The organism is Aerosticca soli, assembly GCF_003967035.1.
GTDB classification, from domain to species: Bacteria; Pseudomonadota; Gammaproteobacteria; order Xanthomonadales; family Rhodanobacteraceae; genus Aerosticca; species Aerosticca soli.
The window spans coordinates 220523-242640 of sequence record NZ_AP018560.1 but is presented as its reverse complement, the minus strand read 5'-3'; the positions used below and the strand labels follow the sequence as shown (position 1 = coordinate 242640).

The 22118-nt window shown below is 68.9% G+C and carries 20 protein-coding genes; 11 read left to right on the top strand and 9 right to left on the bottom strand.

The annotated features are described in order from the left end of the window. The first annotated feature begins 111 nt into the window (after positions 1-111). Complete coding sequence (locus tag ALSL_RS01085) at positions 112-1428, top strand: serine hydrolase domain-containing protein (protein ID WP_126535843.1); 1317 nt, start codon at positions 112-114, stop codon at positions 1426-1428. A gap of 26 nt (positions 1429-1454) precedes the next feature. Here the strand turns inward: ALSL_RS01085 and ALSL_RS01080 are convergent, their stop codons facing one another. From ALSL_RS01080 to gcvT, 4 genes are all read right to left on the bottom strand, one after another. Further along, positions 1455-2417 carry an energy transducer TonB gene (locus ALSL_RS01080; RefSeq protein ID WP_231700252.1) on the bottom strand — a complete coding sequence of 321 codons (963 nt, stop codon included), beginning with the start codon at positions 2415-2417 and terminating at the stop codon, positions 1455-1457. 335 nt (positions 2418-2752) lie between these two features. Continuing rightward, a complete protein-coding gene (gene metJ / locus ALSL_RS13795) occupies positions 2753-3262 on the bottom strand; it encodes a met regulon transcriptional regulator MetJ (RefSeq protein ID WP_126535839.1) in 510 nt (169 codons plus the stop codon). Positions 3263-3652: 390 nt separating this feature from the next. Next, entirely contained in the window at positions 3653-4048 is a 396-nt protein-coding gene (gcvH, locus tag ALSL_RS01070; RefSeq protein WP_126535837.1) for a glycine cleavage system protein GcvH, read from the bottom strand. Positions 4049-4130: 82 nt separating this feature from the next. After that, positions 4131-5228, bottom strand: coding sequence for a glycine cleavage system aminomethyltransferase GcvT (gene gcvT, locus ALSL_RS01065; protein WP_126535835.1), 1098 nt, complete (start codon positions 5226-5228; stop codon positions 4131-4133). Between the two features lie 121 nt (positions 5229-5349). On the opposite strand from gcvT, the gene ALSL_RS01060 reads away from it, so the two are divergent. Genes ALSL_RS01060 through ALSL_RS01045 form a run of 4 tightly spaced genes read left to right on the top strand, consistent with a single transcriptional unit; the run spans position 5350 to position 8846 of the window. Next, positions 5350-6486, top strand: coding sequence for an MlaE family ABC transporter permease (locus ALSL_RS01060; protein WP_126535833.1), 1137 nt, complete (start codon positions 5350-5352; stop codon positions 6484-6486). After that, entirely contained in the window at positions 6480-7295 is an 816-nt protein-coding gene (locus tag ALSL_RS01055; protein ID WP_425479008.1) for an ABC transporter ATP-binding protein, read from the top strand. The genes ALSL_RS01060 and ALSL_RS01055 overlap by 7 nt, the downstream gene beginning before the upstream one ends. Before the next feature lie 7 nt (positions 7296-7302). Continuing rightward, positions 7303-8220, top strand: coding sequence for an MlaD family protein (locus ALSL_RS01050; protein WP_126535831.1), 918 nt, complete (start codon positions 7303-7305; stop codon positions 8218-8220). Then, positions 8217-8846 (top strand): ABC-type transport auxiliary lipoprotein family protein, encoded by a 630-nt coding sequence (locus ALSL_RS01045; protein WP_126535829.1) that lies wholly within the window; start codon positions 8217-8219, stop codon positions 8844-8846. The genes ALSL_RS01050 and ALSL_RS01045 overlap by 4 nt, the downstream gene beginning before the upstream one ends. Here the strand turns inward: ALSL_RS01045 and ALSL_RS01040 are convergent. Beyond that, on the bottom strand, positions 8803-9462 hold the full coding sequence (locus ALSL_RS01040; protein ID WP_126535827.1) for an alpha-ketoglutarate-dependent dioxygenase AlkB family protein: 660 nt from the start codon (positions 9460-9462) through the stop codon (positions 8803-8805). The genes ALSL_RS01045 and ALSL_RS01040 overlap by 44 nt on opposite strands. Further along, complete coding sequence (locus tag ALSL_RS01035) at positions 9463-10863, bottom strand: amidase (protein WP_425478997.1); 1401 nt, start codon at positions 10861-10863, stop codon at positions 9463-9465. Positions 10864-11178: 315 nt separating this feature from the next. Between ALSL_RS01035 and ALSL_RS01030 the strand changes: the two genes are divergently transcribed. After that, positions 11179-12780 (top strand): electron transfer flavoprotein-ubiquinone oxidoreductase, encoded by a 1602-nt coding sequence (locus tag ALSL_RS01030; protein ID WP_126535825.1) that lies wholly within the window; start codon positions 11179-11181, stop codon positions 12778-12780. A 20-nt stretch (positions 12781-12800) separates the two neighbouring features. Here ALSL_RS01030 and ALSL_RS01025 read toward each other — a convergent pair whose 3' ends face one another. Beyond that, positions 12801-13706 (bottom strand): glycosyltransferase family 2 protein, encoded by a 906-nt coding sequence (locus ALSL_RS01025; protein WP_126535823.1) that lies wholly within the window; start codon positions 13704-13706, stop codon positions 12801-12803. After that, entirely contained in the window at positions 13699-14658 is a 960-nt protein-coding gene (locus ALSL_RS01020; RefSeq protein WP_231700251.1) for a glycosyltransferase family 2 protein, read from the bottom strand. Before ALSL_RS01020 ends, ALSL_RS01025 begins: the two co-directional genes overlap by 8 nt. A 350-nt stretch (positions 14659-15008) precedes the next feature. Here ALSL_RS01020 and ALSL_RS01015 point away from each other — a divergent pair, with 350 nt between their 5' ends. From ALSL_RS01015 to ALSL_RS00995, 5 genes are all read left to right on the top strand, one after another. Next, the gene (locus ALSL_RS01015) at positions 15009-15755 is read left to right on the top strand and encodes an electron transfer flavoprotein subunit beta/FixA family protein (protein ID WP_126535819.1); all 747 of its coding nucleotides are present in this window, start codon (positions 15009-15011) and stop codon (positions 15753-15755) included. A gap of 98 nt (positions 15756-15853) precedes the next feature. Continuing rightward, positions 15854-16798 carry an electron transfer flavoprotein subunit alpha/FixB family protein gene (locus ALSL_RS01010; protein ID WP_126535817.1) on the top strand — a complete coding sequence of 315 codons (945 nt, stop codon included), beginning with the start codon at positions 15854-15856 and terminating at the stop codon, positions 16796-16798. A gap of 316 nt (positions 16799-17114) precedes the next feature. Further along, positions 17115-18218, top strand: a complete 1104-nt coding sequence (locus tag ALSL_RS01005; protein ID WP_331457740.1) for a glycosyltransferase family 2 protein — start codon at positions 17115-17117, stop codon at positions 18216-18218. Beyond that, positions 18215-18556: an EamA family transporter gene (locus ALSL_RS01000; protein ID WP_126535815.1), complete on the top strand. Its 342-nt coding sequence runs from the start codon at positions 18215-18217 to the stop codon at positions 18554-18556. The genes ALSL_RS01005 and ALSL_RS01000 overlap by 4 nt, the downstream gene beginning before the upstream one ends. Next, the gene (locus tag ALSL_RS00995; protein ID WP_126535813.1) at positions 18553-20352 is read left to right on the top strand and encodes a DUF2142 domain-containing protein; all 1800 of its coding nucleotides are present in this window, start codon (positions 18553-18555) and stop codon (positions 20350-20352) included. Before ALSL_RS01000 ends, ALSL_RS00995 begins: the two co-directional genes overlap by 4 nt. On the opposite strand, the gene ALSL_RS00990 is transcribed toward ALSL_RS00995, so the two are convergent. Beyond that, entirely contained in the window at positions 20253-22106 is a 1854-nt protein-coding gene (locus ALSL_RS00990; RefSeq protein WP_126535811.1) for a glycosyltransferase family 2 protein, read from the bottom strand. The two genes, ALSL_RS00995 and ALSL_RS00990, sit on opposite strands and share 100 nt — an antisense overlap. Between the last annotated feature and the right edge of the window lie 12 nt (positions 22107-22118).

Below are 22118 nucleotides of genomic sequence, written 5' to 3'. Positions count from 1 at the left end.
GGGTCTTGCAAAACTTGTCGCTGCGCCGGCGCGTACGGGACAATCGCAGCCTCAAAGGACACGCACGTGCCGCGTGCCGAGAGCCCCGCTTTTTCAGGTCACGCCCGCCTCATGCCGTTTCGTACCCTGCTCTTGCTCATCGCCGGCCTGGTCGGCGGCTGGCTGTCGTGCCCCCTCCCGGCGCGGGCCGCAACGCCCGCCAGCGCACATACCACGCCCCATCCCGGCCATGCCGAGCTGCCGGCCGCGCGCGTGGCCGCCACGCTTGCCGCCTACCGGCAATGGCTGGACCGCCTCGACGCGCGGCATGCCGTGGCGGGCCTGGCCACCGCGGTGGTGGTGGACGACAAGGTCGCCTTCGAACATACGCTGGGCTACGCCGATGCCGGCCGCGGCGAGAAGGTCACGCCCGAGACGGTGTTCCGCCTGGCCTCGCTGTCCAAGGCCTTCGCCACCGGGCTCGCCGCGATCCTGGTCGCCGACGGCAAGCTGCGCTGGGATACCAAACTGGTCGACGCGGTACCGTTCTTCAAGCTCAAGAGCCTGCCGGACACCGAGCAGGCCACCGTCGCCGACATCCTCGGCCAGCGCATCGGCCTGCCGCGCAACACCTACGACAACATGCTGGAGGAGGACGTCCCCTACGAGGAGCTGGTGCGCCGGCTGGACGAGGTCGATCTCTCCTGCGGCGTCGGCCAGTGCTACGGCTACCAGAACATCGCCTTCAGCCTGATCGGCGACGTGGTCTACGCGATGACCGGCGATTTCTTCTATCGCGAAGTGGCCAAGCGCATCTTCTATCCGCTCGGCATGAAAAACGCGAGCTACGGCCGCGACGCGCTGGAATCGAGCGCGAGCTGGGCGCGGCCGCACAAAGCCTACGGACACAGCTGGGTGCCGTTCGAGCCGAAGGAAAACTACTACCGGGTGGCGCCCGCGGCCGGCGTCAATGCCAGTCTGCGCGACATGGAACAATGGCTGATCGCGCAGATGGGCGGGCGACCGGACGTGCTGACGCCGGAGATGCTGGAAACCCTGCACAAACCCGGCGTGGCGACGCCGGTGGAATTGCACTCCACGCCCTGGCGCCGCGCGCGACTCACCGCCGCGCATTACGCGCTCGGCTGGCGTGTCTTCGAATACGGCGGCGAGACGCTGATCTTCCATGCCGGCGCGGTGGAAGGCTACCGCACCATGATCGGCTTCTTCCCCAAATACCACGTCGGCGTGGTCACGCTGTGGAACTCGGCCGGACCGGTCCCCTCGGGCTTGATGCCGATGGTGTTCGACAGCCTGCTCGATCTGCCGCACGTGGACTGGGCCGGCGTGGAAAGCGATGCCCCCGCACTGGTGGCGCCGCCGAAAAAGAAAAAGTCCGCGCCGGCGAAAAAACCATCAAGCCATCGCGCCCGCCGGCACCGTTCCTGAAAAAGCGCCGCCGCCGCGGCGACGGTTCATTGCAGCTTGAACTCGATCCGCCGCCGACCCTGGCTCGCCACCGGCGTGCCGTCGCGCGTGGCAGGCTTGAACTTCCAGCGCCGCACGGCCTCGGTCGCCTCGCGGTCGAACATGTGCCTGGGCTGCGAGGCCAGCACCCGGGTATCGGTGACGTTGCCCTCGGCATCGATGTCGTATTCGACATCCACCCAGCCTTCCTGGTTGGCGCGCCGCGCCTGCGTCGGATAGCGTGGCGGCACGTAGCGTTCCAGCACCGCCTCGGTGGCGCTGGGCGCGCTGGCAGCGGCGGTGCCGGTCTGTGCGACCTCGGCCGGCGCCGGCGCCGGGGCGCGTGTCGGCTGCGGCCGCGACGCCTCGGGCGCGCGTGGCGTTTCCTGCGCGGTTTTCGGCTGCTGCGCCTGCTGCTCCGCCGCCGCGCGCTCTTCCGCCGCCTTCTGCGCCGCCAGCTGCTGCTGACGCTGGCGTTCCTGGGCGTCCTGCTGCTCCTTGTCCTGCAGCCGACGCTGCGCATCGAGCTTGGAACGCAGGATGGTCACCGTGTAGTTGGTCGGATCGGCCTTGGCGAGCAGGTCGATCTCACGCTGGGCCTCGTTGAAATCACGCGCATTGATCGCCTGCTCGGCCATGCCGGCGGCAAAGGGAAAGGTTTCGCGCAGGGCATCGAGCGCGACGGCATTGTTGGGCTGTTGCTCGAGCGCCTTCAGATAGAACTCGAAGGCGTTGTTGCCGGCCGGAGCAAGATAGCGCTGCTCGTTCATCGCCCGGCGCGCCTCGCTCAGGAGCTGGTCGAGGTCCATGGCGCCGGCGTTGTCGGCCTGGCCGGCCTTGGCCTTGCCGGCAAGTACGGACGTGCCGCGACCGCCCTCGTCGCTGCCGAGCAGGTCCTGGTGCGGACGGATGATCAGGAGCCAGGCCGCCAGCGCCAGGACGACGAGCACGCCCAGGACCGCCAGGGTCATGGGCCGGATGGCGCCTTGCGACCTGGCGCGCGCTGGAAGATATCGGCTATGCATGGACCCCACCGTCGAATGGGACGAGCGATTCCGCGCCATTCCCCCGGTGCTTTTGAGGAGGCGACGTTCCCCATGACCGTCGCGGCGCAGGCGGCGCCAAGGTTACCGCATCCGGGCCAGCGGGCAAATCAGGCCCCAGCGTACGCTCAAAGGTCCATTGAAATGAAACGTCCCGGATGAACCGGGACGAATGGACGCCTTTGCATGGCCCCTTCGAAAGCTTGCGCGCTGGGCACCGCGAAAGCCCGGGGAACCTGATGGTGGACGAGCAGTGGAACGGATTATTTCGCCGCGGCGGCGGATTTGCCCGCCTTGGCCGCCGTCTTCTTGGCGGGGAGTTTCTTTACGGCGACCTTCTTGACCACGCTTTTCTTGGCGGCGGCCGGCTTCTTGGCGGCAGCCTTCTTGGCGGGGGTGGCGGTCTTCTTCACGGCGGCCTTCTTGGCGGCCGGTTTCTTGGCTACCGGCTTCTTGACGGCAGCCTTCTTGACGGTGGTTTTCTTGGCGACCTTTTTGGCCGCGGGTTTCTTGACAGTGGCTTTCTTGGCAGTGGCCATGGTTCGTCTCAGCTCCTCATCGGTTGGCAGTGGTTGCCCAGTAAAAGCATGCAGGAATGCCTCGACCAAGAGATCGCTGTTGGTGGCATGCCTGAGATTATTCACCTGACGACGCGTGCGTTCGTCGGAAAGCAGACGCAGCACGTGCAAGGGAATCGACACCGTGATCTTGCGTACTGCACTGGCTTTTTCCCCATGCTCGACATACGGCTCGATGTATTTGTTTGCCGACATGACGTTTCTTTTTAGTCCCCGCGATTCGAAGCGAAAGCTATTCCCGAATATTTCCACTGTCAATTGATTGCGGTAAAAAAATCGTCCACGCGCGCCACCTTAGGCCTCAAAGGCGGCTGCACGGATGGACTCAAGGCGCCCCGGGGAGACTTCCACACAGGACGTCTAGACGTCCAAAAGGGAATACGGGCCAATCACTCCCCGGACGGCGCAAAGCGCACAGCCATGCGGCTTCAAGGCGTGCATGGCGGCAAAACCGCACAGCCCATCCACGGGCGCGGACGCCTGCGTGGAACGCAACCAGAGGCTGCGCGTTCGGCAGATGAACGAAGCTCGACCGACGGCACGATGCGGCACGCGCTTCGCGCATGCCGCACGCCGTTCATGCGCTCAATGCGCGTCCTGCTCGAGCTGTTCGGCGTAGGCGTCCGCGTCGAGCAGCTCGTCCAGCTCGCCGCGATCGGCGATGCGCACCGCGAAGATCCAACCCTCGCCGTAGGGATCCTCGTTGATGAGCTCCGGACGGTCGGCGAGCAGCTCGTTGACCTCGATCACCTCGCCGCTGACGGGCGTATAGATGTCCGAGGCGGCCTTCACCGACTCGACCACGGCCACCGCGTGGCCAGCCTTCACTGCGGTGCCGAGCGCGGGCAGCTCGACGTAGACCAGATCGCCGAGCTGCTCCTGGGCATGCTCGGAAATGCCCACGCGCACGATGCCGTCGTCTTCGAGACGGGCCCATTCGTGGGACTTGAGGAACTTGAGGTCGCCGGGAATCTCGCTCATGGGTATGGTCCGATGGTTGGGAGCTGCAAAGAGGCCGCGCATTCTAGCCACGGCGATGCGACAACGCGTTGGCAGGCAAGAACTAAACCGCGGGGCGGCCCTCGCGCACGAACGGCGGCTTGACCACCCGCACCGGCACGCGTCGGCCGCGCAGGTCGACCGTGACCGGGCCAGGATCGCCCGCCGGCAGTCGCGCCAGCGCGATCGACTTGCCGAGCGTGGGCGAAAAGGTGCCGGACAGGATCTCGCCCTCGCCGGCGGCGGAAAACACTTTCTGGCCGTGGCGCAGCACGCCCTTGTCGTCCAGCACCAGGCCGACGGTCACGCGCGGCACGCCGGCGTCGCGCTGCGCCTCCAGCGCGCGGCGGCCGATGAAGTCGCGGCCTTCGTCGAAGCTCACCGTCCAGGCGAGCCCGGCCTCGAGCGGGGTCACCGACTCGTCCATGTCCTGGCCGTACAGATTCATGCCGGCCTCCAGGCGCAGGGTGTCGCGCGCGCCGAGCCCGCAGGGACGCACGCCGGCCGCGGTGAGCGCCTGCCACAGCGCGGCGGCGTGTTCGTTCGGCAGCATGATCTCGAAGCCGTCCTCGCCGGTGTAACCGGTGCGGGCGATGAACAGCGGCATGCCGTGCGGCCCCTGCGCGGCGGCGGCGCTGAAGCGGGCGAGCTTTTCGATGCGTGCGCGGTCGCCCTCATGCAGCAGGCCGAGTACCTTGGCGCGCGCGTTCGGCCCCTGTACCGCGATCATGGCCAGATCCGGCCGTGCCTTCACTTCCACGCCGAAGGGCGCGGCCTGGCGGGTGATCCAGTCCAGGTCCTTGGCGCGGGTGGCGGCATTGACCACCAGCCGGTAATGCGCATCGTCGAAGTAGTAGACGATGAGGTCGTCGATCACGCCGCCCTGTTCGTTCAACATGCAGCTGTAGAGCGCCTTGCCGGCGGTCTTCAGCTTGTCCACGCTGTTGGCGAGCAGGTGGCGCAGGAATTCGCGGGTGCGCGGGCCGTGCAGGTCGATCACGGTCATGTGCGAGACGTCGAACATGCCGGCGTCGCGGCGCACCGCGTGGTGCTCCTCGATCTGCGAGCCGTAGTGGATCGGCATGTCCCAGCCGCCGAAGTCGATCATGCGCGCGCCCTGCGCGAGGTGGGTGGCGTGGAGTGCGGTGTGTTGCGCGGTCATCGGCGGTCCGGAAAGCCTCGGGCAGGCGCGCATTATCGCCGTCGCCCCGCGGGCAATCCAAGCCGCGGCGCGGCGCGGCCCGTGCACATGCCGGCGACCGCACCGGCCTAGAATGGCGGGCATGGATTCCGCAGAGCGCGCCGGCAACGCCACCCTCGATACCGCGACCGCGCCGCCGACTCTGCGCATCGCGGGCGACTGGACGCTCGCGCATTACCGTGATCTGCGTGCCTTGATCGAGCGCCTGCCGCAGCCGCTGCCCGCGCCGCTCACGCTGGATACCGCCGCGCTGGGTCGGCTGGACACCGCCGGGGCGGCGCTGCTCGCCCGGCTGCTGGGTGGTGAGTCGACGAGCGCCGACACCCGCCTGCCCGCAGCCAAGCGCGCGCTGCTCGGTACCGTCGGCCAGGCGCTCGGCCAGTGGCGGGCCTCGGCCACGCCGCGGCGCGAGCCGCCGGCCTGGCTCGCCCTGCTGGCGCAGATCGGCCGCGCGATGGAGGCGATCTGGCATCAGCTGTGGCTCTTGCTCGGTTTCCTGGGCCTGACTCTGGAAACCTGGGCGCGCACGCTGCCGCGTCCGCGGCGCTGGCGCATCACGCCGCTGGCCGCCCACATCGAGCAGACCGGCATGGACGCGATCCCGATCGTGGCCTTGCTCACCTTCATGGTCGGCGCGGTGGTGGCCTTCCTCGGTGCCACCGTGCTCAAGGACTTCGGCGCCACCCTGTACACCGTGGACCTGGTCACCTTCTCGTTCCTGCGCGAGTTCGGCGTGCTGCTCGCCGCGATCCTGCTCGCCGGCCGCACCGCGAGCTCCTTCACCGCGCAGATCGGCTCGATGAAGGCCAACGAGGAGATCGACGCGATCCGCGCGCTCGGCCTCGATCCGATGGAACTCTTGGTGCTGCCGCGCGTGCTGGCGCTGCTGGTGGCGCTGCCGATGCTCACCTTCATCGGCATGCTGACCGGCATCCTGGGCGGCATGCTGGTGTGCGCGCTATCGCTGGACATTCCGCCGAGCATGTTCCTGGAGCTGTTCAAGCAGGACGTCAGCGTGCGGCATTTCATCCTGGGCCTGGTCAAGGCGCCGGTGTTCGCGGTGGTGATCGCGGTGATCGGCTGTCTGGAGGGCTTCAAGGTCGGCGGCAGCGCGCAGTCGGTGGGCGAACACACGACATCGAGCGTGGTGCAGTCGATCTTCATGGTGATCCTGCTCGATGCGCTGGCCGCGCTGTTCTACATGGAGATGGACTGGTGAGCGCCGCGAACGCCCAGCCCGCATCGCGGAGTGACCAGGCGCCGGTGATCGAGGTGCGCGGCCTGGTCAACCGCTTCGGTGCCCAGGTAGTGCATCAGGATCTCGACCTCGACGTGCGCCGCGGCGAGATTCTCGGCGTGGTCGGCGGTTCGGGCACCGGCAAGTCGGTGCTCCTGCGCAGCATCGTCGGCCTGCGCCGGCCCAACGCCGGCCACATCCGCGTGTTCGGCGAGCACCTGCTCGAGCTGCCGAGCGCGCGGCGCGCGGCGATCGAACGGCGCTTCGGCGTGCTGTTCCAGCGCGGCGCGCTGTTCTCCTCGCAGACGGTGGCCGAGAACGTGGAGACACCGCTGGTCGAACACGCCGGTCTCGACCGCGAGGAGGCGCGTGGGCTCGCCGCGGTGAAGCTCGCCCTCACCGGGCTGCCGGCCGACAGCGCGGAAAAACTTCCGGCCGAGCTTTCCGGCGGCATGGTCAAGCGCGCCGCACTCGCCCGCGCGCTGGCGCTCGATCCGGAGATCCTGTTCCTGGACGAGCCCACCGCCGGGCTCGATCCGATCGGCGCGGCCGGCTTCGACCAGCTGGTGCTCACCCTGCGCGATGCGCTCGACCTCACCGTGTTCCTGGTCACCCACGATCTGGACACGCTCTACACCATCTGCGACCGCGTCGCCGTGCTGGCGCAGAAGAAGGTGCTGGTGGTCGGCACGCTCGCCGAGGTGGAACGGGCCGACGATCCCTGGGTGCGGGAATACTTTCACGGACCGCGCGGCCGTGCCGCGGCGGCGACCCACGAGGCGAGGAGCTGACCCCATCATGGAAACCCGCGCGCATCACGTGCTGATCGGCCTGCTCACGGTGGCCACCGCGGTCGCCGCGCTGCTGTTCGCGCTGTGGCTGGCCAAGTCCAGCAGCGAGGACGCCTATCAGGAATATGTGGTCGTCTTCAACGAGCCGGTGAGCGGACTCTCGCAGGGCGCGGCGGTGCAGTACAACGGCATCCGCGTCGGCACCGTCACCCAGCTCAAGCTCGACACCCAGGACCCGCGCCGCGTGCTGGCGCGCGTGCGCCTGGACGCCGGCACGCCGGTGCGTACCGACACCCGCGCCAAGCTGGCGCTGACCGGCATCACCGGGCTGGCGGTGATCCAGCTGAGCGGCGGCTCGCCCCAAGCGCCGCCGCTCGTCTCGCGCGACGGCCGCCCGCCGGTGATCGTCGCCGAGCCCTCGCCGCTGTCCAAGCTGCTCGCCAACGGCGAGGACATCCTCTCCAACATCAACGACGTGGTCGATCGGCTGGGCGACCTGCTCTCGACGGAGAACGTCGATCGCGTCAGCCGCACGCTCGACCATCTGGATCAGGCCACCGGGGCGGTCGCCGGCGAGCGCGAGGCGATCGTCCAGCTGATCCACGATCTCGGCCAGGCCAGCCGCACCGCCAACGACACGCTCGCCCGCGCCAGCCGGCTGCTCGATCAGCAGGGCCGCGACACCCTGGAGAGCGCGCGCTCGGCGATGGCGGCGGTGGACCGCGTGGCCAACCGGCTCGATGCGCTGCTCGCGGAAAACCATCAGGCGCTCGATGGCAGCATCAAGGGCATGGGCGACCTCGGCCCGGCCATCCGCGAACTGCGCGCCACGCTCGAGTCGCTGCGCGGCATCGCCCGCCGGCTCGACGAGAACCCGACCGGCTACCTGCTCGGCCGCGATCCGGCCAAGGAGTTCGTCCCATGAGCGCACTGCCGCGTCACGCCGTCCTCGCCCTCGCCCTGCTGCTCGGCGCCTGTTCGGTGCTGCCCAGGCCGGAGACGCCGACCGTGTACCGCCTGCCCGGCGGCCCCACGCGGACCGCCACGGCCGCCGCGCCGGTGGCCTGGTCGCTGCAGGTGGATACGCCGCAGGCCGGCAGCAGTCTGGATGGCGCACGCATCGTGGTGCTGCCCACCGCCGAGGAACTCAACGTCTACCGCGGCGCGCGCTGGAACGAACGCATGCCGGTGCTGTTGCGCGACCGCCTGTTCGACGCCTTCCAGGCCGACGGGCGCATCCGTGCGCTCAGCCTCGATGAGAACGCCCTGCAGGCCGACTATGTGCTCACCGGCAACCTGCGCGCCTTCCAGGCCGAGTACGAGCAGGGTCGGCCGGTCGCGGTGATCCGCTACGACGCCCAGCTGATCCGTCCCGGCGCCCAGCGCATCCTCGCCATGCGCCGCTTCGAATCGCGCGTACCGGCTCAAGGCAAGGAGGTGCCGCAGGTGGTCGCCGCCTTCGGCGCGGCGGCCGACGCGCTGGCCGCGCAGGTGCTGCCGTGGACCTTCAGCGCAGTGCAGACGGCAGGATCAGGCGAAAGGTCAGATTGATCCGTGCGCCGACCGCCGCGCGTGTGCGCGGCAGCGCATGGCGGTAATGACGCTGGGTGTCGCCGGCCATCAGCAGCAGGCTGCCGTGCGGCAACACCAGCGCCAGCGTGTCGGCAGGTTGCGCCGGCTCGCCGCGCGGGCGTCGGCGCCGCAGCAGGAACCTACGCGGCGCCCCGAGACTCACCGAGGCGATCAGCGGCCGCGGGCCGAGCTCGGGTTCGTCGTCGCTGTGCCAGCCCATCGCGTCGCGGCCGTCGCGATAGAGATTGGCGAGCACGCTGTTGAAGCGCGCGCCGCAAATCCTCTGCAACGCATCGCGCAGACTGGCCAGCGCCGGCGTCCACGGCTGCGGCGCAAAGCGCGTGCCGGAGTAGGCATAGTGCGCGTCGGCATCGCCGATCCAGGCGCTCAGGCGCGGCGCGGCGACCTCGCGGCCGAACAGGCGCAGCGAGTGCACCGTCCACGGCAACGTCGCGTGCAGCTCGGCGAACAGGGCATCGGCCCGCGCCGCGGGCAGCCACGCCGGCGCCAGGCACAGCCGCGCATCGGCCAGCGCCAGGCGCTGCCAGCACGGGTGCTCGGGCAGGCCGGCGGACGAGGGCGTCCCCGCGCGCATTCACGCCCGCGCCGGGTAGGCCGGCTCCGCGTCCAGCACCGACGCACACACCGCGGCCAGCTCCAGCAGCCGCAGGTCCGCGCCGCGCGCGCCGACCAGCTGCAGACCGACCGGCAGCCCGTCGGGCAAGGTGCCCATCGGCAGGCTCACCGCCGGACAACCGGCCAGACTGGCGAAGGCGGTCAAGTCGGCATGATCGGACGGCTCGATGCCGCCGAGCGGAAAGGCGCCGCGCGGCGTGGTCGGCAGCATCAGCACGTCCACCTGCGCGAACAGGCGGCGCATCTTCAAGGTGGCCGCATCGAGCACGCGGTCGGCGCGCACGTAGTCGACCGCACTCTTACCAGCGGCGTAGTCCAGCAGCGCGCGAAACCGCGCCGACACCGGATGGCGCGCGTCGGCGAGGTCGGCGGCGAAGGTGTCGAGCATCTCCGCCTCCATCAACAGGAAGCCGGCGCGGCGCGTGCGCGCGAAATCCCAGTCGGTGAAATCCACGCGGCACCGTTCGCCGAGATCTTCCGGCAGCTTCGCCAGCGCGCGCTCGAACACGTCGACCACCGCCGCCTCGACGCCGCGCGCGGCAAGGTCCGGCAACACGCCGTAGCGCAGGCGGCCGGGCTCCCAGTCCGGCGGCGCGAACGCCACCCGGCGATGGCGCGAGCGCGGATCGTCGGCGTCGTAGCCGGCCAGCGTCTGCAGCAGCACGGTGAGATCGTCCGCGCTGCGCGCGATCAGGCCGATGCTGTCCAGCCGCCGCGCCGCCGGCACCAGGCCGCAGGTGGAAATCTCCCCGTGCGTGGGCTTGAGCGCATACACGCCGCAGTAGCTCGCCGGGATGCGGATCGAACCCAAGCTGTCCGAGCCGATCGCCGCCGCGGCCAGCCCCGCCGCCACCGCCGCCGCGGCGCCGCCGGAGGAACCGCCGGCGCTGTAACCGGCGCGCCAGGGATTGTGCGTGGCGCCGAAGTGCGGGTTGTCGGTGGCCGCGCCGAGCGCGCCCTCGTCCATGTTGGTCTTGCCGAGCAGCACCGCGCCGCAGGCGCGCAGGCGCTCGACCACGCGGGCATCGGCCGCTGCCGGGCGGGTGCGGCCGGGCAGACCGGCGCGGGTCGGCACGCCGGCCACGTCGATGTTGTCCTTGAGCGCGATGGGGATGCCGTCGAGCCGGCCGATCACGCCCGCACGCCGGCGTTGCGCGGCCGCGCGCGCCTGCTCGGCCACCAGCGCGGGGCGCAGGTCGACATAGGCGTTGAGCGCCGGGTCGATGCGCTCGATCGCCTCCAGGTGCACCTCGGCCAGGCGCTCGGGACCGATGCGACCGGCCGCCAGCCAGTGCAGCAGCTGACAGACCGAGGCGCGGCGCAGGTCGAGATCGGAAAGCGGCGGCGATGCAGGCAGCATGGATGCCCTCCCAGGCACGGGCAAACCGCGATTATCACCCCCGACCGGGCCGGCCTGGCAAACGAGCGTTTGCCGCCCGCGAAAGGTTTGCGGACAATGCCCGGTCAAGGAGCCGCCGGCGCGAGCGGCGCCGATGTCCGGGCAAGACGACGCTTTAAGGCGCCGGACATCGCCGCCCACGCGGGCGCATCCCCGGCCCACGCCGCGGACCTTTTCCCCGCGTCTGGAAATGCCCGGAAAAGGCATTCCAGGCCGGTCCCCCCAGGTTGGTTGCCAGGCCAGCCGCGCCAAGTTTTCCACGGAGCCTTAAGAGCCATGAGCGAACACGAGACGATGGAATACGACGTGGCGGTGGTCGGCGCCGGGCCAGCCGGGCTCGCATTCGCGATCCGCCTCAAGCAGCTCGAGCCAAACGTCAGCGTGTGCGTGATCGAGAAGGCCTCCACGATCGGCGCGCACATCCTCTCCGGCGCGGTGATCGAACCGGCACCGCTCGATGCGCTGCTGCCGGGCTGGCGCGAGAATCCGCCGCCGATCTGCGTGCCGGCCGGCGAGGATGAGTTCTGGCTGTTGAGCAAGACCGGCGGACGCCGGCTGCCGGTGCCGCCGATGCTCAAGAACCACGGCAACCTCATCGTCTCGCTGGGCGCGCTGTGCGCCTGGCTCGCACCGCAGGCCGAGGCGCTGGGCGTGGACGTGTTTCCCGGCTTCGCCGCCGCGGACACCCTGCACGACGCCCAGGGCGCGGTCGTCGGCGTGCGCATCGGCGACATGGGCGTGGCGCGCGACGGCTCGCACAAGAGCAACTACACGCCGGGCGTGGACATCAAGACCCGCGTCACCGTGCTCGCCGAGGGCGCGCGCGGCAGCCTCACCAAGCAGCTCATCAAGCGCTTCGGCCTCGACGCGCAGTGCGATCCGCAAACCTATTCGATCGGCATCAAGGAACTCTGGCAGGTGCCCGCCGGTCGGGCCCGGCCCGGACGCATCCTGCACAGCCTGGGCTGGCCGGCCGACAACCGCACCTACGGCGGCGGCTTTCTCTATCACCTGGACGGCGACCGCATCGCGCTCGGCTACGTCAGCGGGCTGGACTACAGCGATCCCAACTACCAGCCGTGGGAAGCCTTCCAGCAGTGGAAGCACCATCCGCTGATCCGCCCGCTGCTCGAAGGCGGCAGCATTCTCTCGGCCGGCGCGCGCGCCATCGTCACCGGCGGCTGGCAGTCGCTACCGAAGGTGGAGATGCCCGGCGCGCTGCTGATCGGCGACACCGCCGGCCTGCTCAACGTGCCCAAGATCAAGGGCACGCACCAGGCGATCCGCTCGGGCATGCTGGCCGCCGAACACCTGGCCGCGCACGGCCTCGATCCGGCCGGCTTCGACGCGCGGCTGCGCGGCTCGGCGGTGATGGCGGAACTCAAGAAGGTGCGCAACATCAAGCCCGGCTTCAAGAAGGGCCTGTGGTTCGGCATGCTCAACGCGGCCTGGGAGACCGCCACCGGCGGCGCCTCGCCGTGGACGCTGCACAACACGCCGGACTGGTCCGCGCTGCACCGGCTCGGTCAGTACGAGGAACCCCGGCGCGACTACGTGACCCGCGAACTGCCGCCGCGCGATCGCCTGGCCGGCGTGTACTTCGCCGCCACCGAGCACGACGAGGACCAGCCGGTGCATCTGCACGTGGCCGACACCCGCGTGTGCATCGAACGCTGCACGACCGAATACGGCAACCCCTGTACCCGCTTCTGCCCGGCGGCGGTGTACGAGATCGTCGACGACGGCGCCGGCAAGCGCCTGCAGATCAACGCCGCCAATTGCGTGCACTGCAAGACCTGCGACATCAAGGACCCGTACCAGATCATCGACTGGGTGCCGCCGGAGGGCGGTTCGGGGCCGAACTACCAGAACCTGTAGCGGGCCCGCCGGCGAGGCCTTCAGGCAGCATAGGGGCCGGTGCCGCCGCGGCCGCGCAGGCCGTCCCACAGGCCGCGCAGCATGCAGCGCAGGTTGCGCATGCGCGGCGCCACGAGCACGCCGAACAGGAACAGCTTGACCAGCACGCGCGGCAGGTCCTGCGCCACCCAGGTGCGCGGCGTATGGGGCAGGCGGTACAGCCGGACCCGGTTGCGCATCATGTAGTAGAGGCGCCGGGGACCGTGCACCACGACGTGGCCGAGCCTCAGCGGGAGCGCGAGGCGCGCGTCACCGAGCCGATGATCCATCCGCGCCGCACACACGCCATGCAACTCGTAGCCTATGGCCCTGGCGCGGAAGCACCACTCCAGGTCGACGTTGTCGATGAACAGCTCCGGATCCATCACGCCGACGCGGTCGAGCACCGCCATCGGCACCAGCGTGCCCGAGCTGATGAGGAAATCGCAGGGAACGGTTTCCCGGCCGGGCGAACAGTGGAGCTTGCGGTTGAACGGAAAGCCTATGCGCACGAAGGGCGCGTCGCGTCCTTCCCGCAGCTCGTGGAAGCGCGGCCCCACCGCTGCCGTGCGGGGACCGAGCAAGGACAGGGCCCCGAGCAGGGCGGCCACCATGCCTTCCGCGGGAAGGCTGTCCTGGTCGAGCAGCAGCACGTGGTCGAAGCCGCGGCGTCGGGCCCATGCGATGCCGATGTTCTGCGCCGCGGCCAGGCCCGCGTTGGAGGGCAGGCTCACCACCTCGACGCCGGCCACCTCCGTGGGCGGCGGCATGGGCTCGCCGCCGGTGTTGTCGACCACGACCACGCCGCCCACCTGCGGCGCCACCGCTTGCAAGAGCTCCTCGAGGAAGCCGCGCTGCGGGTGATAGGTGACGATCACGGCGCAGACCGTCTGCTGCTTCTCAGTCATGGCGCAGCAGATCCCTCAGCATGGAGCGCGCGCCCGTGCCGTAGCGGTGGTAGCCGCCGCGCCGGGCCTCGCGCAGGACGGCCGGCAGCCGGGCCAGCCGCCGGAGCCGGCCGATGGCGACGCGGCGCTCGAAGTGCTCCCGCCTGCGGGCCACCAGCGCCGCACATGGCGCGGCCCCGGGCCAGTCGGCCAGGCGGGCCTCCAGCGCGCGCATGCGCGCGATCTCCGAACGGAACTGCACCGCACGCGGACGCCTCAGGTCGCGCCATTTGTCCGCCAGGCCGCGTCTGGCCATGCCGATCTGGTTGCCGCCGTGCTGGCGGTAGCCGATGAGCGGCGCCTCCAGAGCGTCGACCGTGCCCAGCACCGCTGCAACGATGGCCAGCCATTCGTCGTGGATCCAGCCCTCCGCCACCGGCAGGGCGCGATCCAGCAGGCGCCTGCGGAAGGCGGCGGTGGCGCCGGTCACCATGCTGCGCCTCAGCAGCACGTCCAGCGCGCGTCCGCGGTGCAAGGCCTGCCGCTCCCACGCGGCCAGTTCCAGCGCCTGGAACAGGCTGTGCCCGAGATCGTTGTCCTGCGCATCGATGAGGCGCGCGTCGCTGCAAAGCAGCCAGAGCGCCGGGTCGTCCAGAAAGCGGCGGCGCACGAGGGCGACCTTCTCGGCATGCCATACGTCGTCCTGGTCGCACAGGAAAACGATCTCGCCCGTGGCCAGCCGCAGTGCCTGCTCGAAGTTTCCCACGAAGCCGAGATTGCGCTCGTGGCGCAGCAGACGAACCCGCATGCCGAGGGCCCGGGCGCTCGCGGCGAATTCCTCCAGGATGCCCCAGGTGCCGTCGCGCGACGCGTCGTCGCTGAGCACGATTTCGTGCGGCAGGAAGGTCTGCGCCAGCAGGCTGTCGAGCTGGGCGCGCAGGAACCTCTCCCCCTCGTAGGTACACAGCACCACGGAAAGCTCCGGTCCCGCCTCGTCCCCGCGGCGCGGGCTCGGACCAGGACTATGCCTTTCCATGGTCAAACGGCCTGTCGTCCGCGGGCCTCGTGCCGCCGGCCGCAGCGCGATGTCCGGCCAGGGTCGTCGCAGGCCCACCGCCCGGTGTGCGTGCCCGCAGGTGGCGGCCCTCGTGGGGGCCCACGAAGCCCGCCCTCCCGCAGCCCAACGCCTTCATGTTCACTCCTGCATGTTCGGACGACATCATAGCCGACCGGCACCATACGCAGACGCATGGAAGCTGCCGTCAGGCTACAATGGCGGACCGTTCTAGCCCCATGGGGCCCGGCAACCTCAAGGAACCGCAGATGAAGATTCTGGTCGGCTACAAGCGCGTCGTGGACTACAACGTGCGCATCCAGGTCAAGCCCGACGGCACCGGCGTGGTGACCGACGGCGTGAAGCTTTCCGCCAACCCGTTCGACGACATCGCGCTGGAGGAGGCGCTGCGCCTGCGCGAGAAGGGCGTGGCCGAGGAAGTGGTGGCGGTGGGCATCGGCCCGGCCGACCTCACCGCGCACCTGCGCAACGGCCTGGCGATGGGCGCCAACCGCGCCATCCACGTGGTCACGCCCGACGCGGTGCAGCCGCTCACCGCCGCCCGCGTGTTCCTCAAGCTGGTGGAGAAGGAGCAGCCGGGGCTGGTCATCCTCGGCAAGCAGGCGATCGACGACGACGCCAACCAGACCGGCCAGATGCTCGCCGCGCTGTGGGACCGCCCGCAGGCCACCTTCGCCAGCAAGGTCGAGATCGCCGGCGGCAAGGCCACGGTGACCCGCGAGGTGGACGCCGGCCTGGAAGTGATCGAGGCGGAGCTGCCCGCCGTCGTCACCACCGACCTGCGCCTCAACGAGCCGCGCTTCATCAAGCTGCCGGACATCATGAAGGCCAAGTCCAAGCCGATCGATACGATCGAGCTCGCCTCGCTGGGCGTGGAGGCCAACGACCATCTGAAGACCACGCACTACGCCGCGCCGCCCAAGCGCAGCCGCGGCGTGATGGTCAAGGACGCGGCCGAGCTGGTCGCGATGCTGAGGCAGAAGGGTCTGCTCTGATCGCCCGCCGGCCCGCGCAAGCGGACGATCCGGCGACTTCGTCCCATCAAGACACCGGATTCCGGCGCACGCCGGAACGACGGCACGAGGAATCGAACATGTCCAAAGTCCTGATCATCGCCGAACACCTGGACGGCAAGCTGAACCCCTCCACCGCGCGCGCCGTGAGCGCCGCCGCCGCGGTCAAGCCCGAGGCCATCGACGTGCTGGTGCTGGCCGACAACGCCGACGCGATCGCCGCGGAGGCAGCGAAGATCGCCGGCGTCAGCCGCGTGCTGACCGTCGCCCGCGCGGAGAACGCACACCCGCTGGCCGCCGTGCTGGCGCCGCAGATCGCCAAGGCCGCCGCCGGCTACAGCCACGTGTTCCTGCCCTCCACCACCTTCGGCAAGGACGTCGCCCCCCGCGTGGCCGCCCTGCTCGGCGTGGCCCAGGTCAGCGACGTGATGAGCGTGGAGGGCAGCCATGCCTTCAAGCGCCCGATCTACGCCGGCAACGCCATCGTCACCGTCGAGGCCGACCCGGCGCACGCGGTGGTCGCCACCATCCGCACCGCCTCCTGGCCGGCCGCCGCGACCGGCGCGGCCGCCGCGCCGGTCGAGTCGCTCGGCCTGGACGTCGCCCTGCCCTCGCACACCCGCTTCGTGGAGCTGAAGCAGGGCAAGAGCGATCGCCCGGATCTGCAGAGCGCCAGCAAGGTGGTCTCCGGCGGCCGCGGCGTGGGCTCGAAGGAGAACTTCGAGATCATCTACAAGCTGGCCGACCGGATCGGCGCCGCGGTGGGCGCCTCGCGCGCGGCGGTGGACGCCGGCTACGTGCCCAACGAGCTGCAGGTGGGCCAGACCGGCAAGATCATCGCGCCGGAGCTGTACATCGCCATCGGCATCTCCGGCGCCATCCAGCACCTCACCGGCATCAAGGACGCGGGCACCATCGTGGCGATCAACAAGGACGCCGAGGCGCCGATCTTCGAGGTCGCGGACATCGGGCTGGTGGGCGACCTGTTCAAGATCATTCCGGAGCTGGAGCAGGCGCTGGGCTGAACGCCATCCGCCGCCTCTCCTCGCCGCAGGGGCCGGCGCATGCGCGGCAGGCATCCCCCGCCCGCCGGCAACGGCGCCGGCATCATGGCTCTGGATTTGCTCCGGTGCCTGTGCTATCCGTGGCCGCCGCGGCCGAAGGGAGAGGACGCCGGTGGGCGCACCAGCTCCGTATCGGTCGGGCCAGCCGGATGGGCAAAGCCCCGCCGTGCGGCACAGGGCAGGCGCCGAGCCTCGCAGAAGCCGCGCGATCCGGCAGGCGGCGCACGACGAGCTCGCCCGTGGAGCACGGCCGGAACCGATCCGGCGGCCAAACGACATGGACGCGGGATTCGCAAACCCTCGCCCCCACCCGTCAGAACCGGCAAGCGGCCCTGGCCCGAGTCCGGTCTGCTGCGACCCCAGCCGGATCCCATTCATCAAGACCATCATGAACATGACGAAACGCATTGGAGTCGTGATCCCGAGCTACAAGGTTCGCAACCACATACTTCAGGTCATCGCCGCCATGGGGCCGGAAGTTCAGCACATCTACGTCGTGGACGACCGCTGTCCCGACCACAGCGGCGACTTCGTCGAGTCCGAATGCAACGATCCGCGGGTCACGGTGCTGCGCCACGAGCAGAATCAGGGTGTGGGCGGCGCGGTGTTGACCGGCTATCGAGCGGCGATCGCTGACAACGTGGACATCATCGTGAAGGTGGACGGCGACGGCCAGATGGATCCGGCGCTCATCCCCGATTTCGTCGCGCCCATCGCTGCGGGCAACGCCGACTACACCAAGGGCAACCGCTTTTTCGACTTGGAGCAGATCCATTCCATGCCGAAGATCCGCCTGTTCGGCAATGCGGGGCTGTCCTTCCTCACCAAGATCTCGTCGGGCTACTGGGATCTGTTCGATCCCACCAACGGATACACGGCGATTCATCGGGACGTCGCTAGGCACCTGCCTTTCGACAAGATCAGCCGGCGCTATTTCTTCGAGACGGACATGCTGTTCCGGCTCAACACGCTGCGCGCCGTCGCCATGGACATACCCATGCACGCCAAATACGGTGACGAGGTGAGCAACCTCAAGATATCCAGGGTCATCGGCGAATTCTTCGTGAAGAACATGCGCAATTTCGTCAAGCGCATCTTCTACAACTACTACCTGCGCGACATGTCCCTGGCTTCGCTGGAATTGCCGCTGGGCCTGCTGCTCATGCTGTTCGGGGCGGGCTTCGGTTCCTTCCACTGGATCGAGGGGAAAATCTCGGGCACGGCCTCCAACAGCGGCACCGTGATGCTGGCCGCACTCCCCATATTGCTTGGCATGCAACTGGTGCTCGCCTTCATCGGCCACGACATCAGCTCGGTGCCGAAGTACCCCATTCATGCCAGGCTCGAACACTCACCCCTGCTGCGGACGGAAAAGCCGTGACCTACATCGTCGCCCTTGTTTGCGTTTGCGGTATCGCCATGGGGCAGGTCCTGTTCAAGATCAGCGCCACCAGCCTCAGGCAGACCGGCAGCCTCTTCGCCCCCCACACGCTGCTGCTGCTGGCGTCCTCGTTCGCGCTTTACGGCTTCATGACCATCGCTTGGATCTGGGTGCTGCAGAAGGCCGATCTCGGCAAGGTGTATCCGCTGATGGCGCTGGCCTTCGTCATCGTGCCGGTAGCCAGCCACTTCGTTTTCGGCGAGCGCTTTCAGCCCCAATACTTCGCGGGCGTGGCCCTCATCATGGCCGGCATCGTCATCGCAGTGAGATCCGCATGAGCATCGCCGTCGTCACGATTCCTCCCGCGCCGCGCCGCTGGCATCTGTTCCTGCTCGGCTATCTGCTGGTCGCATACATCTTCTCGGCCATCGTCCCGCCGTTCCAGGCGCCGGACGAATTCGACCACGTCAAGCGCGCGTACATGCTCGGTCGAGGCCAGCTGCTGCTCGAGTCGGTCAACGGATCTCCCTCCGGCGGCCAGGTGGATCAGGGACTGCTGGAGTACATGGCGCACTTCGAGCCCGTGAAGGGCAATGCCAACCGCAAGATCTCGGCGCAGGAGCTGACCGGCGCGAGCACGATCCACTGGTCGGGGAGCCAATCGCGCTTCGAGACGCCGACCGGTACGGCCTATTATTTCCCGGCGCTGTATCTGCCCTCCGCCATTGGCCTGAAGGCTGGCGAGACGCTCGGCCTCACGGTGAGTCAGTCCTACCGCCTGGCCAGGCTGTTCACCCTGCTGGCCTGCGTGGCGACCCTGTTCTTCGCGTTCCGGCTGTACCCGCCACCGACCTTCGTGCTGGCGGTACTTGCCTTGCCGATGAATCTCTTCCTTCTGTCGGCTCCCGTGCTGGACGGCATGGCAACCTCGGTTGCGGTGCTTGCGCTGTCGGCATTCATGCGGACATGGGCCGACAGGGAGAGGACGCCCGCGCGCGTGACGCAGGTGCTGGTGATCAGCATTGCCCTGGTCGCTTCCTGCCGCGCGAACCTGCTGCCCTTGCTGCTGCTGCCTTTCGCGACCTGGCTGCTGTTGCGCAGGCGCAGCCTGCTCATCTGGGCCACGGTGGCCAGCGTGCTGGTACTGGGATGGACCGCGTGGACCGTCAAATACACGGTCTATCCACCCGGGGCGCGCGACATCGATCACCTGGGGCGGCTGCTTTCCTACGTGTTCCATCCATGGCAGTTCCTCCAGGTCGTCTATGCGACCGTGTCCGACTCCGCCCTCGTCTCGTTCTACGCCGACTCGTTCGTGGGCGTGCTGGGCTGGCTCGATACGCCGTTCTCCAACGGCGTGTATCACGCATTCGGCATCCTGCTCGCCCTGACCCTGGCCTGCTCGCTGTCCTGGAACACCCTGAAAACGGGCTGGCGCTGGCGCGGCCTGCTCGCGCTGTGCGCCCTGGCGGCGGTCCTGCTGATCTTCCTGGCCCTGCTGGTGCAATGGACCATCGGACCGGCCACCAAGGTAGACGGCGTGCAGGGGCGATATTTCACCATTCCGGTATTGATTCTGGCCTACGCCCTGCTGGGCGAGCCCCGGCCGCTGGCAGGTGTCGGCGAACTTGCGCGCTCGGTGCTGGCCGCACTGATCCTGGCGATCTCTACGCACTACTCCGTCATGGCGCTGGTGGCCAGGTACCACACGGCGGCGCGGCAGCCGGAAGAAGCGGACATCATCCTGTCGCCCTCTGCGCCACTCAGCAAGGACCGGCCCATCCAGCTTCACTTCGATCCCGCGCAGGTCGCACACCCGGCGGGCCTGGACGCACTCAGCCTGCGTTTCGGCACCTATATGACCTCGCACCCGGGCAAGGCCGCGTTGCGCCTGTGGACCGGCAAGGGCGAGATCATCACGCTGCCTTTCGACCTTGCAGACCTGGTCGACAACGCGTACCGGACCTTTCCGCTGGATGGCAAGCCCTATAACGGTGGCGAGATACTTTCGCAGGGTGGCGAAGGCGTCAGCACCTACGAATCGCGCACCGGCTCGGGCCTGGTCGTGGAGTGCATGTCCCTGCACACGCGAGACGACCGCGATCTGCTCACCGCAGGCTGCCCGTCTCCATGATGCGCACGATGTACGCCGATTCCGCCACGTACGACGCGGCATGCGGCAGGGCCGCGGCTAGTCGAACGGGCCGATCCGGGGGGGAACCCCAGTCTGAACGACGCGTCCCTGGCGTCCAGGGCGAGATTGGGATTGTAGAAGCGGTCCGCGGTACTGGCGCAGGCGGCTCGTCCCTGCGGCTTGGCGACGCGTCCGCGCGGATGGCCCAGCAGGGTCAGGGTGGAAGCGCCGACCAGCAGGTTGCGCAAGCCGCGATCGTTCATGCGTGCGGACAACCCCAGGCCCCTCGCGATCCAGCCGTCGGCGTGCTCCGGGATGCCGCCTGCCTGCAGGAATGCGGAACGACTGGCCACCACCCCGAGACCGGGCAAGAACGTCACCTGGCGCGTGAGCCGGTTCAATCCAAAATAGCCCAGCCCTTCCGCCTTGCGGCCAGGCCGGGCCATCACAGCATCCCCCGATCCCGTGCCTACCATGCCGGCTGCGATGATCCGGCCTCGGGGTCCGCATAGCCGCGCGCCGGCCAGTCCGGTCTCGCCGATGGCCGCATGGCTTACCAGCCGCGCCAGCCAATTTGGCTCGCCGACGCGCGTCCGCGTGTCGAGAAGGCAGACGAAGGCTTCATCGGATCGCGCGACGGCCTCGTTCATCATGGCGGCCAGCGCGACGCGACCGTTCACCTCGAAAAAATCCACCCGCCCGGGAGCCGGCAAGCGCGTCCGGCAACCGTGCCGCCCCAGCCCCACGATCCGGTAGCGGGGATAGGCGGTGCGTTCCAGCAGGTGAAGCGCGCATGCTGCCAGTTCCTTCTCGTCCTCGTAGGCGTCGATCAAAACCAAAACGGGCGGCGCCGGCGCCGGCAACGGGTACTCCAACGACATGAAGGGGAACCCGGCCCGCGCAGGTCGCACCGTCGCCGCTCGGCCCAGCGCGGCAAGATGCTCGCCGACCGCCGTGAGCCCCGCTGCCGGTGCGTAGGGCTTCCGATCCGCTGCCCCGGCCGTGCTTTGCGGCGTCGTGCGCCAGTGATAGAGCACGTGCGGTATGTGCGTCACGGCCTGCTCTCCCGCCCTGCGCACGCATCTAAGCACGAGGTCGTGGTCCTGGCTGCCCTCGAGGCCCTCCCTGAAGCCGCCCACTTCCCGCACCAGGTCCGTCTCGAACACGCCCAGGTGGCTGAAGTAGTTGGTCTGCAGGATCAGCTCCGGATCCCAGTCAGGCTTGAAGTGCGGCGAATGGAAGCTGCCACTGACGGATACCTTGTCTTCGTCGCTGTACAGGAGGCGGGTTTGCGGATGGCGGTTCAGGTACTTGACCACCATGGCGAGCGCATGCGGGGCCAGCAGGTCGTCATGGTCCAGCAACGCGAGGTATTCGCCCGAGGCCAGCGCCAGTCCGCTGTTGCTCGCAGCGCAGATGTGGCCGTTGACCGGTCGCGAGACCCGCAGGATCCGCTCGTCCAAGTCCGCATAGCGCCGAAGAATCTCACGCACGTGGCGCGCGTCGGAGGCGTCGTCCACCAGGCACAGCTCCCAACGGGCATAAACCTGCCGGCGCACAGACTCGATCATCGCGACCAGATGGTCGGACTGGGGGTTGAATATCGGCACGACCACCGAGATGCGCGGCTGCCATGGCAGTTGCTCCACTGCCCGCGCCAACCGCTGCAGATCCCGCTCGGTTTGCTGGCGGTACAACGACCGCCAGCGTCCATAGCGCCACCTCTGCCAGCTCGCGTGGAGGAGATCACGCATGCAACGGTTCCC